This is a genomic window from Planktotalea sp. (assembly GCF_965659345.1).
In the GTDB taxonomy this organism is placed as follows: Bacteria; Pseudomonadota; Alphaproteobacteria; order Rhodobacterales; family Rhodobacteraceae; genus Planktotalea.
The window spans coordinates 103140-119636 of the sequence record NZ_CBFHVK010000005.1; the positions used below are offsets into that span (position 1 = coordinate 103140).

Annotated in this window: 12 protein-coding genes and 1 pseudogene; 7 read left to right on the forward strand and 6 right to left on the reverse strand. The window is 52.8% G+C overall.

Going from position 1 to position 16497, the window contains the following annotated elements; genetic code table 11:
* The first annotated feature begins 173 nt into the window (after positions 1-173).
* From dnaK to radC, 3 genes are all read left to right on the forward strand, one after another.
* Positions 174-2087 carry a molecular chaperone DnaK gene (gene dnaK / locus ACTG3Z_RS05220; protein WP_439141682.1) on the forward strand — a complete coding sequence of 638 codons (1914 nt, stop codon included), beginning with the start codon at positions 174-176 and terminating at the stop codon, positions 2085-2087.
* An 85-nt stretch (positions 2088-2172) separates the two neighbouring features.
* Positions 2173-3321, forward strand: a complete 1149-nt coding sequence (dnaJ, locus tag ACTG3Z_RS05225) for a molecular chaperone DnaJ (RefSeq protein WP_439141684.1) — start codon at positions 2173-2175, stop codon at positions 3319-3321.
* 110 nt (positions 3322-3431) lie between these two features.
* Positions 3432-4193 carry a RadC family protein gene (radC, locus tag ACTG3Z_RS05230; RefSeq protein ID WP_439141685.1) on the forward strand — a complete coding sequence of 254 codons (762 nt, stop codon included), beginning with the start codon at positions 3432-3434 and terminating at the stop codon, positions 4191-4193.
* Here the strand turns inward: radC and ACTG3Z_RS05235 are convergent.
* From ACTG3Z_RS05235 to secA, 3 genes are all read right to left on the reverse strand, one after another.
* On the reverse strand, positions 4190-5749 hold the full coding sequence (locus tag ACTG3Z_RS05235) for a phosphate ABC transporter substrate-binding/OmpA family protein (RefSeq protein ID WP_439141686.1): 1560 nt from the start codon (positions 5747-5749) through the stop codon (positions 4190-4192). The two genes, radC and ACTG3Z_RS05235, sit on opposite strands and share 4 nt — an antisense overlap.
* A 28-nt stretch (positions 5750-5777) precedes the next feature.
* Positions 5778-6827, reverse strand: coding sequence for a hypothetical protein (locus ACTG3Z_RS05240; protein ID WP_439141687.1), 1050 nt, complete (start codon positions 6825-6827; stop codon positions 5778-5780).
* A 117-nt stretch (positions 6828-6944) separates the two neighbouring features.
* Positions 6945-9647, reverse strand: coding sequence for a preprotein translocase subunit SecA (secA, locus tag ACTG3Z_RS05245; protein WP_439141688.1), 2703 nt, complete (start codon positions 9645-9647; stop codon positions 6945-6947).
* Between the two features lie 175 nt (positions 9648-9822).
* Between secA and ACTG3Z_RS05250 the strand changes: the two genes are divergently transcribed.
* The 4 genes from ACTG3Z_RS05250 to ACTG3Z_RS05265 all read left to right on the forward strand — a co-directional run bounded on the left by ACTG3Z_RS05250 (position 9823) and on the right by ACTG3Z_RS05265 (position 12557).
* The gene (locus ACTG3Z_RS05250) at positions 9823-10668 is read left to right on the forward strand and encodes a peptidylprolyl isomerase (RefSeq protein ID WP_439141689.1); all 846 of its coding nucleotides are present in this window, start codon (positions 9823-9825) and stop codon (positions 10666-10668) included.
* A gap of 3 nt (positions 10669-10671) precedes the next feature.
* Positions 10672-11898: a bifunctional glutamate N-acetyltransferase/amino-acid acetyltransferase ArgJ gene (gene argJ / locus ACTG3Z_RS05255; RefSeq protein ID WP_439141690.1), complete on the forward strand. Its 1227-nt coding sequence runs from the start codon at positions 10672-10674 to the stop codon at positions 11896-11898.
* Complete coding sequence (locus tag ACTG3Z_RS05260) at positions 11895-12293, forward strand: (deoxy)nucleoside triphosphate pyrophosphohydrolase (protein WP_439141692.1); 399 nt, start codon at positions 11895-11897, stop codon at positions 12291-12293. The genes argJ and ACTG3Z_RS05260 overlap by 4 nt, the downstream gene beginning before the upstream one ends.
* A 129-nt stretch (positions 12294-12422) precedes the next feature.
* A complete protein-coding gene (locus ACTG3Z_RS05265; protein ID WP_439141693.1) occupies positions 12423-12557 on the forward strand; it encodes a hypothetical protein in 135 nt (44 codons plus the stop codon).
* An 84-nt stretch (positions 12558-12641) separates the two neighbouring features.
* On the opposite strand, the gene infB is transcribed toward ACTG3Z_RS05265, so the two are convergent.
* The 3 genes and pseudogenes from infB to ACTG3Z_RS05280 all read right to left on the reverse strand — a co-directional run.
* On the reverse strand, positions 12642-15128 hold the full coding sequence (gene infB, locus ACTG3Z_RS05270) for a translation initiation factor IF-2 (RefSeq protein WP_439141694.1): 2487 nt from the start codon (positions 15126-15128) through the stop codon (positions 12642-12644).
* Positions 15125-15757, reverse strand: coding sequence for an RNA-binding protein (locus tag ACTG3Z_RS05275; protein WP_439141696.1), 633 nt, complete (start codon positions 15755-15757; stop codon positions 15125-15127). The genes infB and ACTG3Z_RS05275 overlap by 4 nt, the downstream gene beginning before the upstream one ends.
* A gap of 25 nt (positions 15758-15782) precedes the next feature.
* Positions 15783-16497: pseudogene (locus tag ACTG3Z_RS05280) on the reverse strand (transcription termination factor NusA); the annotation flags it as partial.

A 16497-nucleotide genomic window follows, 5' to 3' on the forward strand; every position in this document is an offset into this window, starting at 1 on the left:
GCAAATTCTCCAAATGAGTTACGCACAATCCTTGCAGCACCCATACACGCTCCTTATATACCGCTCGAACGTTGAACTGCACCACCGCAGATCAGCTAACCAATCGGGGCGCAGATGCCATAACGGGTTTGCGTCTCGTGACATCGCCTTGAACAGAAAAAGGGATCGAAAACATGGCCAAAGTAATTGGTATTGACCTTGGAACGACAAACAGCTGCGTTTCTATCATGGACGGCTCTCAGCCTCGCGTGATTGAAAACGCTGAAGGCGCACGCACGACACCGTCGATCGTAGCCTTCACAGATGACGAGCGCCTTGTAGGCCAGCCGGCGAAACGCCAGGCCGTCACAAACCCAGACAACACAGTCTTTGGCGTAAAGCGCCTGATTGGTCGCCGTTTTGATGACGAGCACCTTAAGAAAGACATGAAGAACCTGCCCTTCTCCGTTGTGAGTGGTGGCAATGGTGACGCATGGGTTGAAGCGAAGGGTGAGAAGTATTCCCCGAGCCAGATCTCTGCGTTCATCCTTGGCAAAATGAAAGAGACAGCTGAAAGCTATCTCGGCGAAGATGTGACGCAAGCGGTTATCACCGTGCCAGCTTACTTCAACGACGCACAGCGCCAAGCGACAAAAGACGCGGGCAAGATCGCTGGCCTCGAAGTGCTACGCATCATCAACGAGCCAACAGCGGCTGCGTTGGCGTACGGTCTTGATAAGGAAGAGACACAGACAATCGCCGTCTATGACCTTGGTGGTGGTACATTCGACGTAACCATCCTTGAGATCGATGATGGCCTGTTCGAAGTAAAGTCTACCAACGGTGATACTTTCCTTGGTGGTGAAGACTTTGACATGCGCATCGTTAACTACCTCGCGGATCAGTTCAAGAAAGAGAACGGCGTTGATCTGACGCAAGACAAGATGGCGCTTCAACGTCTGAAGGAAGCGGCCGAGAAAGCAAAGATCGAGCTGTCCTCCGCGAACCAGACAGAGATCAACCAGCCGTTTATCTCCATGGACCCTAAAGGCGGTCAGCCTTTGCACATGGTGATGAAGCTGACGCGCGCAAAGCTGGAAAGCCTTGTGTCCGATCTGATCAAAGCGTCTATCAAACCATGCCAAGCCGCGCTTAAGGATGCAGGTCTGTCCACATCCGACATCGACGAAATCGTCCTTGTTGGTGGTATGACACGTATGCCGCGCGTTGTTGAAGAAGTGACAAAGTTCTTTGGTAAAGAGCCACATAAGGGTGTGAACCCTGATGAGGTCGTCGCGATGGGCGCTGCCATTCAGGCTGGTGTTCTTCAGGGTGACGTCAAAGATGTTGTTCTTCTCGACGTTACACCGCTTTCTTTGGGTATCGAAACGCTCGGCGGCGTGTTCACACGCTTGATCGATCGCAACACGACGATTCCAACGAAGAAGAGCCAGATCTTCTCCACTGCGGAAGATAACCAAAACGCTGTGACTATCCGGGTTTTCCAGGGTGAGCGCGAAATGGCGAGCGACAACAAAATGCTCGGTCAGTTCAACCTTGAGAGCATCCCACCGGCACCACGTGGCCTACCACAGATCGAAGTCACCTTTGACATCGACGCAAACGGTATCGTTGCTGTAGGCGCGATGGATAAGGGCACTGGTAAAGAGCAGAAGATCACGATCCAAGCTTCTGGCGGTCTGTCCGATGATGACATCGAAAAGATGGTCAAGGACGCGGAAGAGAACGCGGATGCGGATAAAGAGCGTCGCGAGTTGATCGAAGCGAAAAACCAGGCGGAAAGCCTCATCCACTCGACTGAAAAGTCCATGGAAGAGCATGCCGACAAGGTGGATCCAACGACAATCGAGGCCATCGAATTGGCGATTTCTGCGCTTAACGATGATCTGGAGACAGAGAATGCAGACAAGATTAAGTCCGGCATTCAGAACGTCACAGAAGCTGCCATGAAGCTAGGTGAAGCCATCTACAAAGCGTCGCAAGACGAAGCAGATGACGAGCCGATGGCCGCAGACGCTGGACCCGAAGATGACGACATCGTTGATGCCGACTTCGAAGATCTGAACGACGACAAAAAACGCGGGTAAGTCACGCACCTCGCGTGATCTCACCCTAAAGGGCCGGCCTGCTTAACCGGGTCGGCCCAATGCGTTTCCTCAAAGGGGGAGTGTTATGTCAAAACGAGACTATTATGATGTCCTGGGCGTCGCTAAAGGCGCGTCTGCGGATGAGATCAAAAAAGGCTATCGCAAGAAGGCCAAGGAGCTCCATCCAGATCGCAATTCCGACAATCCCAAAGCGGAAGAGCAATTCAAAGAAGCCAATGAGGCCCATGAAATCCTGAAGGATCCTGAGAAGAAAGCAGCATATGACCGCTATGGTCACGCTGCATTTGAAGGTGGCATGGGTGGCGGCGGTGGTCGTCCAGGTGGTGGTCAGGGCGATTTTTCATCTGCCTTTTCGGACGTCTTTGATGATTTGTTCGGCGACTTCATGGGCGGCGGTCAACGCGGCGGCGGCGGTCGAAATCGTGCGGCGCGCGGTTCTGATCTTCGCTTCAACATGCGCGTTTCGCTTGAAGAAGCGTTTAACGGATTGCAAAAGACGATCAACGTTCCAACCGCTGTGAATTGTACCAGCTGCGAGGGCACTGGTGGAGACGGCGGCGCAGAGCCAACAAATTGCCCAACCTGTTCTGGCATGGGTAAAGTCCGCGCGCAGCAGGGTTTCTTCACGGTTGAACGAACGTGTCCGACGTGTTCTGGCATGGGTCAGATCATCAAGAACCCTTGTAAATCTTGCTCTGGCCAGGGCCGTGTCGAGAAAGAACGCGCACTTAGCGTGAACATCCCTGCAGGTGTTGAAACCGGCACTCGCATACGCTTGTCCGGTGAGGGCGAAGCAGGTATGCGCGGTGGTCCATCAGGTGATCTGTATATCTTTATTGAAGTGTCCAAGCACGAACTGTTTGAACGCGAAGGTGTGAACCTGTTCTGCAATGTTCCAGTCTCAATGGCCTCGGCTGCACTGGGTGGTGATATTGAAGTGCCAACAATCGATGGTGGACGTTCGCGCGTCAAAATCCCCGCTGGTAGCCAATCGGGTCGACAGATGCGTCTACGCAGCAAAGGGATGCCTGCACTACGTGGCGGCGGTACCGGAGATATGTTCATTGAGCTGGCGGTGGAAACACCCGTCAATCTGACGAGCCGTCAGAAAGAACTGCTGAAAGAGTTCGAAGAGCTCTCAGAGGATAATAACCCAGAAAGCAAAAGCTTCTTTTCGTCAGTAAAGTCCTTTTGGGATGGCATGAAAGGCTAAGTCCTTTCATATTCAAACATGAGCCCGGCCAGCTATGCTGTGTCGGGCTTTTTATTGGACCCACTCGTTAGTTAATTAAAAATTTATCGAATCGGGTGATCACTGTTGTCATGAGTATGCAACACACACAGTTCACCGACATCGCCGCCCCCGCTTTTAACCCGCGTCTTGCAGATGAAAAGGCGCGCAAACGCCTTGGGCTTTATGACACCAAGCTACGCGATCATCATGTTGCCTTACGAGGGCGCTTTCAAAATCACGGCGCGGAGCATCTTAGCGATGCAGAAATGCTCGAGCTTTTGTTGCTCCATGCATCCCCTCGCAAAGACACACGCCCTACCGCCAAAAAGGTCCTTTCAGAGTTCGGTGATATAGCCAGCGCACTTGCTGCAGATACCCCTCGTTTAGAGGCGCTTATCGGCGTGACTGCAACGCAGGACCTTAAGCTCGTGTTTGGCGCGTCCAAACGCATGGCAAAAGCACGTATCGCGCATCGCCCACTTATTTCTAGCTGGGACGCGGTGCTTACCTACTGCCGCACAGCACTTGCCCATAAAGAGACAGAAGAATTTCATGTGCTCTATCTGGATCGTCGCAACATGTTGATTGCCGATGAAGTGATGGGCATCGGTACGGTCGACCACGTCCCCGTCTATCCGCGTGAAGTACTCAAACGCGCGCTAGAGCTTAATTCATGCGCCATCATCCTTGTGCATAACCACCCGTCTGGCGACCCAAACCCGTCACCGAGCGATATCGAAATGACGAAGCTAATCAAGCAAGCCGCAGATAGCCTCTCAATCACGCTACACGATCATCTCATTATCGGCGCAAGCGGCGAAACCAGCTTTGTCAGTGAAGGGTTGCTCTAGCGGACCCAAACCTCAACACGTCGGTTCACTTGTCTGCCCCAAGCGCTATCATCACAGGCCATGGGCAAGGCTTCGCCAAAGGCCTCGACGGAGATGTTAAGCGTGTCGAGATCAACCGTCTCAGCGGCTTTCTTCACCGCCGCCAAGACAGTATTGGCGCGCCTGAGTGCAATCCGCTTGTTCCCGTCCGCAGGCCCTTGTCCATCGCTGAAGCCAACAAAACTGACGGAACGCTCATCATAAACGCCCGTCTCGATCGCACGGGCGAGCTGCTGCACGTTGGACAGCGATTGCGCATCTAGCTCACTAGAACCAGCGCGAAAGCGAAATGACGTGCTCAAACGCTTCATAGGTGAAAGCACCGTGACCAAGCGTTTCACGTCAGCCAGGTTAATCTCTGAACCGATCAAAGAGATCGCATTGGCGAAGCGATCCCCTTGCTGGTTTATCGAAAGCTCTTCTGGCGCTTGATCCACAAAACCTGCACGGCGAATAACAATTTGCGCGGATGGGGAGCGTGTGAAGGTCAAAAACTCACGTGCCAACTGCGGCAATCGACGCGCAGGGATATAAAGGAACATCGGCGCTGTCAGCGGGTAATCTTCGGTCTTGATGGTCACGCGCCCAGCGCGCAACGAGAAACCACATGTTCCGGTCAGCACCAGAACATCTGCATTTCCCGTCTCAGAGTAACTCGAAATACCAATTGCGAACGGGTCTTCTGTTACTGCTCGTGTGAGCGCTTTGTTCGTTGCATGCCGAATAATGTTGCTGTCCAGAACAAGCGCAGCCGGCCCCATCAATCGATCTTGCACAGCCTGCGACAGACCCGATTTTGGATCACGTAAATGCACGGATATCGGCGCATCAGGGCCACCCAGATCTTTCCAATTTGTCACGCGTCCCGCAAAAACCCGCGCAAGCGTGGCTGGCGAAATGGCGTCTACTGGATTGCCCGGAGCGGTGATCGGCACCATCGCATCAAGCGCGAGTACGCGACTGCGGTTGGGGCCGCGTAAATCCCCTAGTCCAGCCTCATTCGCGCGGCGGTTTTCGGTAAGTCGAATTTCGCGTAGCGACATAACGATATCCGCTTCATCGGCGAGCAAATCAGCAAAACCCTCGTCAGTGTTTGTCACGCGAAAGGTAAACTTCCCAACAAGCGCATTGTCTGTTCGGTTGCGCAAATTGTAGGTGAAGTGTGTAGGGTCGATGATTTCGCGTTTGGCAATGTAGCCATTGCGCAGCGCAAACCCTTCGATAAGCGCGGGCATCAAAACTTCGCCAATCGTGGCAGAGCCCGAAATAGAGAGTTCGGCCACAAAGTTTTGAAGGTCGGGACATGCTGGACCAGCGCAATTCACACCTGTGCCATCGACAGTCAATTCGCCATAAATCGTCTCGACACGGTAGAAATCGCCATCAAAGCCAAGCAAAGTTCCATTGACTTCGACAGTGCCATCAGGCGACGTCAAAGTCACATCTTGCGCCGCTAGCGGAGCCATCAATACCAAAACAAAAAATGCGGCGAGTCTCGCCGCACGTAGCATCATCATCAACCAACAACCTCAAAGTGTCGCGCGCTTAGTTACGCGCGACTTTCAAGTCTTGTAGCAGGTTTTGCAACACCAGAAAATCACCAACCGCGTCGCAGCTTGGAATTGGCAGTGTCAGGTCTTGAACCTTCATTTTGCCTGCACGGCTAACCTCAAGCGTTTGTGCTTCGATGCGCAAGCCGCAGTTGGCAACAGTCACGTTAACATCAACAGACACATGCACATCGCCCTGCGCCTGAGATGAATTCGTAGGGAAAGTATAGACTTCGGCAATCAGAGCCTCGCCCTGAGCTTTGTCACCCAAAACTGTGATAAATCCGCCAAGACCTTGCTCTGCGTCTTCAATCGTGCGCTCTGATTTATTGTTGACGTGACCATCCTCACGGAAGTTCGCGCCAAATTCAAAAGCGTTAATGTGCAAGTTGCTCTTCGCTTTTGATTGCACAACCATGCGGTCATAGTCAGCAAGTGACGGAACTTTTGCATTCGCCAGCGCGCCTTCACCATTGGCAAATGCAACAATGACTACTGCATTTTCAGAAAGCGCAGGAATGCTTAGGTCAAGATTACCGTCACGGTCTGTCGCGTGGGTAAACATCATTCCATTATGGTGAAATGTGACGCGTTCATTCGGGTAGCAATCAGCTTTCAGCGAAACATCCACCATAGCCCCCGCAGAGGTAACAGCGTCCATAGTAATGCTACAAAGGGAGGCAGGACCCGCAATTTCAGGCTCTTCAGTCAAAGCTTCGCTCGCGCTTGGCAGTGCGGTATCACCAAGTGCCGCAGTTCGCACAACCGGCTCTACGATTTTCTCTGCCGGTGCTTTAATCGCTTCAGCGACATCCTTAGACATAGGTTCTGCGTCAACCACCGCTTCGGTGGCAACCGCCTTGGACGACGCAGAGGTTAGCTTGATATCAGTAACTTCTAGCGGGTCGCTTTGAGTACCGGTAATGTCAGGCACTGGCGCTGACGCATATCGTGCTTTCGCAGATTCACCGTTCTGCATGACAAAGCCAATGGCACCCGCTGTCGCGAGCACGCCGCCAGCCATTACGATTCTTTTGATGTCCATTTTCTCGCCCTCCGAGGGGATATCTCTTCGGAGGTGTGATCGCCCGCAATCAGGGCGAGAATGGGACGGAGGCAAGGACTCTTCGGGTCACAAGTCCAAGTCGCGCCTTAATTCAAATTAAGCAATCTTACCGTGGCAGTGTTTGAACTTCTTGCCCGAACCGCACGGGCATGGATCATTTCGACCCGGATTACCCCATGTTGAACTGTCATTCTCATCAAACCCAGCGACCTCGGGTTCTGGCGCTTGTGATGCTTCCGAAGATGCATCACTTCCCGCATCCTGCAACGCTGCTTGTTGGGCTTGGAACTCCGCAACCATCTGCGCTTGCTCTTCGTCCGTCATTGGACGCACTTGGCCAAGTTTCTGCGTCACTTCTGTACGAAGACTATCGAGCATGCTCTCAAACAGCTGGAAACTTTCGTTCTTATACTCATTGAGCGGATCACGCTGCGCATAGCCACGGAAACCGACAACTGAGCGAAGATGCTCAAGCGTTACAAGGTGCTCACGCCATTTGCCGTCGATCGTTTGCAGCAACATCTGCTTTTCGATCTGGCGCATATTGTCCGCGCCAAAGGCAGCAACCTTTGATGCCATCGCTTCATCTGCTGCCTTTTCAAGGCGCTCACGGATCACATCGTCATCCGCGCCCTCTTCAACGCCCCATTCTTGCACAGGCACATCAATGTTAACCGCTTCTGCAACCGCGCCATGCAATCCTTCCATGTCCCACTGATCCGCGTAGGACTTCGGGGGCATGTACTGATCAATCAAGTCATCGATGACTTGATAGCGCATATCCTGCGTAATCTCGGACACGTCTTCAGATTCCATGATCTCACGACGCTGTGCAAAGATCACTTTACGCTGGTCGTTCATCACATCGTCAAACTTCAAAAGCTGCTTACGAATGTCAAAGTTACGACCCTCAACTTTCGCCTGCGCGCGTTCTAGGGATTTGTTCACCCATGGGTGAACAATCGCTTCACCCTCTTTCATGCCAAGCGTGTTCAACACTTTGTCCAAACGCTCAGAGCCGAAGATACGCATCAAATCGTCGTCAAGCGACAAGAAGAACGCAGACCGACCCGGATCACCCTGACGACCGGAACGACCACGCAGCTGGTTGTCGATGCGACGGCTTTCGTGGCGCTCTGTTGCGATGATATAAAGTCCACCAGCATCAAGCACCTTTTGACGCCATGTCTGATGCTCATCCTCAATGCGTTTGCGCACTGCTTCAGGATCTGCGTCAGGTTCTGCCGCAAGCGCTTCAAGCACCTTCAGCTCCACGTTGCCGCCCAGCTGAATGTCCGTGCCGCGACCCGCCATGTTCGTCGCAATCGTAATCGCGCCAAGCTTGCCCGCATCGCCAACAATCTGTGCTTCCTGCTCGTGCTGGCGCGCGTTCAAAACGTTATGCTCCAGACCCGCCTCAGTCAGCATATTCGACAGGAATTCAGACTTCTCAATCGACGTCGTCCCGACAAGACAAGGCTGACCCTTTTCCTGAGCTTCTTTTACGACATTAACGATCTCTTGGTATTTCTCTTTCGCGGTACGGAACACTTGGTCGTGCTCATCAACTCGCGCGATTGGCCGGTTCGTTGGAACCTCGACCACGCCCAGACCATAGATCTCCGCGAATTCTTCCGCTTCGGTCATCGCTGTACCGGTCATGCCAGACAGCTTGTTGTACAGGCGGAAATAGTTCTGGAAAGTCACAGAAGCGAGCGTGACGTTTTCTGGTTGAATTGGGCAGCCTTCCTTCGCTTCAATCGCTTGGTGCAGACCATCAGACAAACGACGACCGCTCATCATACGACCTGTGAATTCATCGATCAAAACAACTTCACCATCGCGCACGATATATTCTTTGTCTTTCTCAAACAGCTTATGCGCGCGCAAACCCTGGTTCACGTGATGCACAAGCGTCGTGCTTTCAGGGTCGTAAAGCGTCGCATCTTCCTCAAGCATCCCTTTTTCACGCAACAGGTTCTCAAGAAACTCGTTGCCTTCTTCCGTGTAGGATACGTTGCGGGTTTTTTCGTCGAGCTCGAAATGCTCGTCGGTCAACTCGGGGATAACCAGATCAATCGCTTTATAAAGCTCAGAGCGATCAGCGGCAGGACCAGAAATAATAAGTGGTGTCCGTGCTTCATCGATCAGGATCGAATCCACCTCGTCAACAATCGCGAAGTTATGGTCCCGCTGATACATCTGGGATAGCTCAGATTTCATGTTGTCGCGCAGATAATCAAAACCCAGCTCGTTGTTCGTGGCGTATGTCACGTCACACGCGTAAGCCGCTTTCTTTTCATCGTCAGGCTGTTGCGGATAAATGACGCCAGTGGTTAGGCCAAGTGCGCCAAACACTTTGCTCATCCATTCCGCGTCACGCTTGGCGAGATAGTCGTTCACCGTAACAACGTGCACACCTTTGCCCGTCAAAGCATTCAAATACGCAGGCAACGTCGCAACAAGCGTTTTGCCCTCACCTGTTTTCATCTCAGAGATATTGCCCTGATGCAGAAAGATGCCACCCATCAACTGCGTGTCGAAAGCCCGCAGACCCAGCGCACGGCGTGCACCTTCGCGACAGTTGGCAAACGCTTCTGGCAAAAGGTCATCAAGGCTTTCGCCACCAATCGCGCGCTTTTTCAGTTCTTCGGTTTTTTCAATAAGGCCTGCATCGGTGAGTTTTTCGAACTCTGGCTCCAACGCGTTGATCTTTTCGACCAGCGGGCGCGTAGCCTTCACTTTGCGATCATTCGGCGTTCCGAAGATCTTTTTGGTGATTTTTCCGAGTCCTAGCATCTGCGCTCATCCATTCTTGACGTCTTTGTGCTCAGGCTCGACTTGCCCGCCCTGCACGCAACCCATAGATACGAGGGTGAAAGACGGCCTGAACCATGGCTTAAAATCGATGTAGTGGTCGGGTATGCCAGTGTCAACGGCGCGTACGAAAGCCGCCAAAAACAAGGAAAAAACGATGTTAAAACGCACTTCATTTTTGGCCACAGTTGCCGCGACAGCACTGCTTGCATTACCTTTGGCAGCCGAAGAGGGCGCCGATCAAGTTATCGCGACTGTAAACGGTACAGATATCACAATGGGTCACATGATCGTTGTGCGCTCTGGCTTGCCAGAACAATATCGCAATTTGCCCGATGACGTTCTGTTCAAAGGGATCTTGGATCAGATCATCCAACAGACTGTTCTTGCGAATCAAGAAGGCGATAATCTTCCAAGCCGTGTTCAGCTCGCTCTCGAAAATGAGCAGCGCGCAATGTTGGCGGCAGAGCACATGGATAAAATGTTGGAAGGTGCTGTCACCGAAGAAGCGATCAAAGCGGTCTACGACGAAACATATGGGGGCGCAGCGCCTGAGAAGGAATTTGACGCTTCGCACATTCTGGTTGAGACAGAAGAAGAAGCAAAAGCGCTCGTTACAGAGCTAGAAGCTGGCGCAGACTTTGCAGAGCTCGCAAAGACCAAATCAACAGGTCCTTCCGGCCCTCGCGGTGGTGCCTTGGGTTGGTTCGGTGCAGGTCAGATGGTGCCTGCCTTTGAAGAGGCTGTAAAAGTCATGGACACAGGTGCAATTTCTGCCCCTGTGCAGACGCAGTTTGGCTGGCACGTTATTAAACTAAATGAAACGCGCACCAAGGACGCGCCAAAAGTCGAAGATGTGCGCGAAGAGCTTGAGCAGCAAGTGCGTATGAACGTGGTTGATGCCTATATTGAAAAGTTGACCGCCGCCGCGACGGTTTCTAGAACGGCGATGGACAAGATCGACACATCTCAACTCAAAGACCTCACTCTACTGGAGAAGTAAAATATGGCAGGCACGCCACCCCGCTCCCCGCTTGCGCCGGAGCAGTTTCCGAATTTGCCGCAAATTAGTGGCGTGTCTTTTTCCTCTGTTGCCGCAGGGGTAAAATACCAAGGGCGCACAGATGTAATGCTGGCAAAAATCGCGCCGGGCAGTTCAGTCGCTGGCGTATTTACCAAGTCCTCAACACGCGCAGCTCCTGTCCTTGATTGTCAGGCGAAAATTGGCATCGACAGCGATACTGGAGCAGCAATTATTGTGAACTCCGGAAACGCAAATGCGTTCACCGGCAAAAATGGTATAGAGGCGACAAAAGCAGTCACAAGCGCTGTTGCGACAGCGCTTGATTTGCCAGAAACCCGTGTGTTTTCGTCCTCAACCGGTGTTATTGGCGAGCCTCTCGCACATGATCGCATCACGGCGAAGATAGCCGAGTTGAAAGCGTCGCTCGATGAGGCTGCAATAGAGCCCGCTGCAGAAGCCATCCGCACGACGGATACTTTTGCCAAAGGCGCAGGTGCTGAAATCGACGTGAACGGCAAAACCGTCTCAATCGCTGGCATTGCCAAAGGGTCTGGCATGATCGCGCCAGATATGGCGACAATGCTGGTCTACATTTTCACCGACGCCAAAATCGCACGTGCCGATTTGCAAACGATGGTGTCTGAGCTGAACGAAGTGACCTTTAACTCCATCACCGTCGATAGCGACACGTCTACGTCCGACTCCCTTTTGATCGCAGCGACTGGTGCAAGTGATGTGGATGTCACAAACAATTCTGACTTTAAAACCGCGCTACACAGCGTGATGAAAGATCTTGCACTTCAAGTCGTGCGCGACGGTGAAGGCGCGACAAAACTGATCGAAATCCAAGTGACGGGTGCTTTGAACGACGCTGACGCCCGCACTCACGGCTTGGCCATTGCAAACTCGCCTTTGGTGAAAACAGCGATCGCCGGCGAAGACCCGAATTGGGGTCGTGTTGTTATGGCGATTGGCAAATCTGGTGCGCATGCGGATCGTGACCTGTTAAGTATTCGCTTTGGCGGCATTCTTGTCGCTGACAAAGGTTGGGTCAGCCCCGACTATCGCGAGGACGACGGTGCCGCCTACATGAAAAACGCACAGTTGGAGATAAGCGTCAATTTGGGATTGGGTTCTGGCAAAAGCACCGTTTGGACTTGCGATCTCACCCATGGCTACATCAGTATCAACGCTGATTATCGGTCATGAAAACTGTTCTAGTCAGCGCTGTTGCTCTCATCGATGTCGACGGTCGTGTGCTTTTGGGCCAACGCCCCGAAGGGAAATCTATGGCGGGGCTTTGGGAATTCCCTGGCGGTAAAGTTGAAGGTGGCGAAACGCCTGAAGCTGCTTTGATCCGTGAATTGCAAGAAGAGCTTGGTATCGATACTTGGGCAAGCTGCCTTGCTCCGTTAACTTTTGCCAGCCACAGCTATGAGAACTTCCACCTGCTCATGCCGCTTTATGCCTGCCGCAAATGGGATGGGATTCCCCAATCTAAAGAGAATCAGGCGCTTAAGTGGGTCCACGCCCGTGATTTAAGCAAGTATCCTATGCCAGAGGCCGATATTCCGTTGATTCCGATCCTGCGCGACTGGCTTTGATAGGGGAAATCCCGAGACAAAGCGCCGTATTTGATAAAATTATTATAGAAACGTTAACAATTTTGTGACAACCTAAAAATGCAATATCGCATGTGCCGGTGCTGCACCGGTTTCTTGGGGGAGAAGACCATGCTTCGTACAATCATTTTGGGTACTTGTGTTCAAGTTCAGGGTACTTTCGTTCGCGCGCTGAGCGATGGACGAATTGTTGTGTCTGTTGGGGACCGCGATTTCGCAGGTCAACCGATCTCCGCTGCTGCATAAACAGCAATTTTTTAGTCTTCACGTACAAAGAAGGGGCCCAAGCAAACGCTTGAGCCCCTTTTTCTATTTCTATTGGCAGAAACTTTAGTCGAGATTGCGTTCGACTTCTTCACGCTCAAAGATCTCGATCACGTCATCTGCACGAATATCGTCGTAGTTCTCAAACGCCATGCCGCATTCCTGACCAGACTGCACTTCTGCGACCTCGTCTTTGAAACGCTTAAGCGTCTTGAGCGTGCCTTCGTGAATAACCACGTTATCGCGCAGCAAACGCACACCAGCAGAACGACGCGCAACGCCTTCTGTGACCAAACAACCCGCGACTTTGCCGATACCCGTAACTTTGAACACCTCTTTGATGTTCGCATAACCGATAAAGTTCTCGCGAATCTCCGCGCTCAGCAAGCCAGACGCGGCCGCTTTGACATCATCCACCAGGTCGTAGATGATTGAATAGTAGCGAATTTCGACGCCTTTTTGGTTCGCAGTGTTCCGCGCAGATGTATTTGCTCGCACGTTAAAGCCCATGATCGGAGCTCCAGATGCTTCGGCCAGACCGATATCGCTTTCCGTAATCGCACCAACACCGGAATGTAGAACACGCACACGGACTTCATCGTTACCGATTTTCGCCATCGCCTGAACAATCGCTTCCGCAGAACCCTGAACGTCCGCCTTTACCAAGATTGGCATCTCAGAAACATTCTCGTCCGCTTTCGCGTTCGCCATCAACTGCTCTAGCGTTGTTGCAGCACCTGCAGCCGCGCGTTTATCTTTCGCAGCCTTCTCACGGTATTCAGCAATTTCGCGCGCTTGCGCATCGGTCTCAACAACGTTCAAAACATCGCCCGCTTCAGGTGTCCCGTTAAGACCAAGCACCTCAACAGGAACAGATGGACCCGCTTCTTTCACTCGCTCGCCGTGATCGTTGATCAGCGCACGGACCTTACCGTACTGCTCACCCACAACGAAGATATCACCAACGCGCAGCGTACCCGTCTGAACCAGAACAGTCGCAACAGGGCCACGACCCACGTCAAGCTGCGCTTCGATCACGGCACCAACAGCGGCGCGATCTGGGTTAGCTTTCAGCTCGAGAATTTCGGACTGCAGTGCAATCGCTTCCAAAAGCTGATCAAGACCCTGACCTGTGATCGCAGAGACTTCGACGTCCTGCACTTCACCTGACATCTTCTCAACAATGACCTCGTGCTGAAGCAAATCCGTACGCACCTTGTCAGGGTTGGCTTCTGGACGGTCGATCTTGTTGATCGCAACGATCATTGGCACTTCTGCCGCTTTCGCATGGTTAATCGCTTCGATGGTTTGCGGCATAACCGCGTCATCGGCAGCAACAACCAGAACAACAATATCCGTGACCTGAGCACCACGAGAACGCATCGACGTAAACGCCGCGTGACCCGGAGTATCAAGGAAGCTGAGAACAGCCCCATTGTCTGTCGTTACCTGATACGCACCAATATGCTGCGTGATACCGCCAGCTTCGCCAGCAACCACTTTGGCATTCCGGATCGCATCAAGAAGCGATGTTTTACCGTGGTCAACGTGGCCCATGATCGTGATGATTGGTGGACGACCTCTGAGGTCTTTCTCATCATCAACAATCTCAGTGATGACATCTTCGACGTCAGCATCAGAAACACGCACAACCTTGTGGCCGAACTCTTCGATGATGAGCTCGGCTGTATCGGCGTCAATCGTTTCGTTCTGCGTCACCATCATACCGTTGGTCATCAGTGCCTTAACAACTGCGCCTGTCTTCTCAGCCATACGTGCAGCCAATTCGGACACGACAATCGCTGGAGGCAACTGAACGTCACGAATGATCTTTTCACGCTCAACCGTGCCACCCATCGCCTTTTGACGCGCGCGCTCTTGTTTACGCTTCATTGCGGCCATGGACTTGTGGCGACCGTCTCCGCCTCCAAGCGCTTGGTTCAATGTCAGCTTGCCGGAACGACGTCCGTCATTTGCACCTGCTTTACCGCGCTGATTGCGCTGGTCGCGTTCGCGATCGGCTTTGCGTGGTGTCGCCGCTGGTGCTGGCTTGTTCGGAGCAGGACGCGACGCTGGAACAGGCTTGTCAGCAGCAGGTGCAGCAGCAACACGCGCTGCGTCTTCAGCTGCGCGCTTGGCCGCTTCTTCAGCTTCAGCTTTCGCTTTGGCACGCTCTGCGCGCTCCTGCTCTTCTTTCTCTTTCGCCTCAATCTCGGCGCGCCGGCGTTCGCGATCTTCTGCGCGCGCTTTCTCTTCTGCTTCGCGGCGCGCAGCGTCTTCTGCTTCGCGTGCTTTCGCAGCTTGGACCGCCTTTAGACGACGCTCCATTTCCACATCGGTGATACCCGCTGGACGTTTCGCAGGGTTCGCGCTCACAGTTGCACCGCTCGCCTGAGGCTTGGGTGCACCCGGCTTGGGCACAACAATACGCTTACGCTTGGTCTCGACGACCACATTCTTCGTGCGGCCGTGGCTGAAGCTTTGCTTTACATTCGAGGGACGCGAGCCGGTGCCGCGCAGTCCCAATGTCTTTTTGCCGTCGTTATCGCTCATTTAGCTGTCTTTTCCTTTCGGACGGCCCCTGCCGTCGCTACTTCTCGTATCGCTTTTAATCTTTGGGCTTCCTCTACTACACGAGAGGTGAGTCCACCAGCGCTTAGCGCGCCGTGTATCACAGTCTGTCGCCCAAAGGCCAATCCTAGCTCATCTGCCGTTAACCAACCGATGAAACTGCCATAATGCGGCGTACTCAATTTCGACTTGCCGCGCTCTGATCCGTCACTGGCTTGAATAAGCACTTCTGCCTCTTCATTCATCAACCAGCTTTTAACTTTTTCGTACCCTGCGACCGCGCCTCCGCCTTTGCGTGCAAGGCTAATCAATTCAACCAACCGCCGCGTCACTTGTGCTTCAACTTCAGCAACAAGGTCTTCGGGCACTTTCACAGGCATCTTGGCACTGCGCGAGAACAAATTCTTGCTGACCGCCTTTTCGAGCGCTGCTTTATCAGCAGATACCCATATACCACGACCGGGCAGTTTTCCCAAAACATCAGGAACAATCTGCGCATCTGGCCCAACAACAAAGCGGATCATACTGGACATAGGAAGATTTTCCCGTGTCGCAATACACTGGCGCTCTGGTCCGCTGGACCGATCTTTGGATGTGCCGCCGCGCGTCACTCTAAGAAACCTCTGAGGCCTGAGATCAGACCTCAGCCTCCTCAGTTGCTTCAGTGTCGTCATCTTCAGCCGCTGCTTCCAACTCAGCTGGGTCAACCCAACCAAGCAGAACACGCGCAGTCATAATCATGGTCTGGGCTTCCTCAAGCTCCATTCCAAATTGTTCCAGCAAACCATCGTCTTTGACACGCTCGCCATCAACAGTGGTCCAGCCGCCTGCCAACTCCCAGTCCGCACAAGTCGCGAAGTCTTCAAGCGTTTTGACGCCGTCTTCTGCCAAGACTTCAACCATTTGCGGCGTGAGGCCCTCAAATGTGATGAGGCTATCCTCTGCACCAAGCTCACGCGCTTTCGCCAATGCTTCAGCTGCTTTTGCTTCTAGGAATTCACGTGCGCGGGTCTGCAATTCACCGGCCGTATCTTCATCAACACCGTCGATAACCAACAGTTCGTCAAGCTCAACGTAAGCGACTTCTTCAAGGTTGGTGAAGCCCTCAGACACAAGCAACTGGGCGAAGAATTCATCAACATCAAGCGCGCCCATGAACAACTTCGTACGCAGTTCGAATTCTGCCTGACGACGCTTGCTCTCTTCTTCCTCGGTCATGATGTCGATGTCGAGGTTTGTCAGCTGGGACGCCAAACGCACGTTTTGACCACGACGACCAATCGCCAAAGACAACTGCTCATCAGGAACAACAACTTCAATTTTGCCCGCTTCTTCGTCAAGAACAACTTTG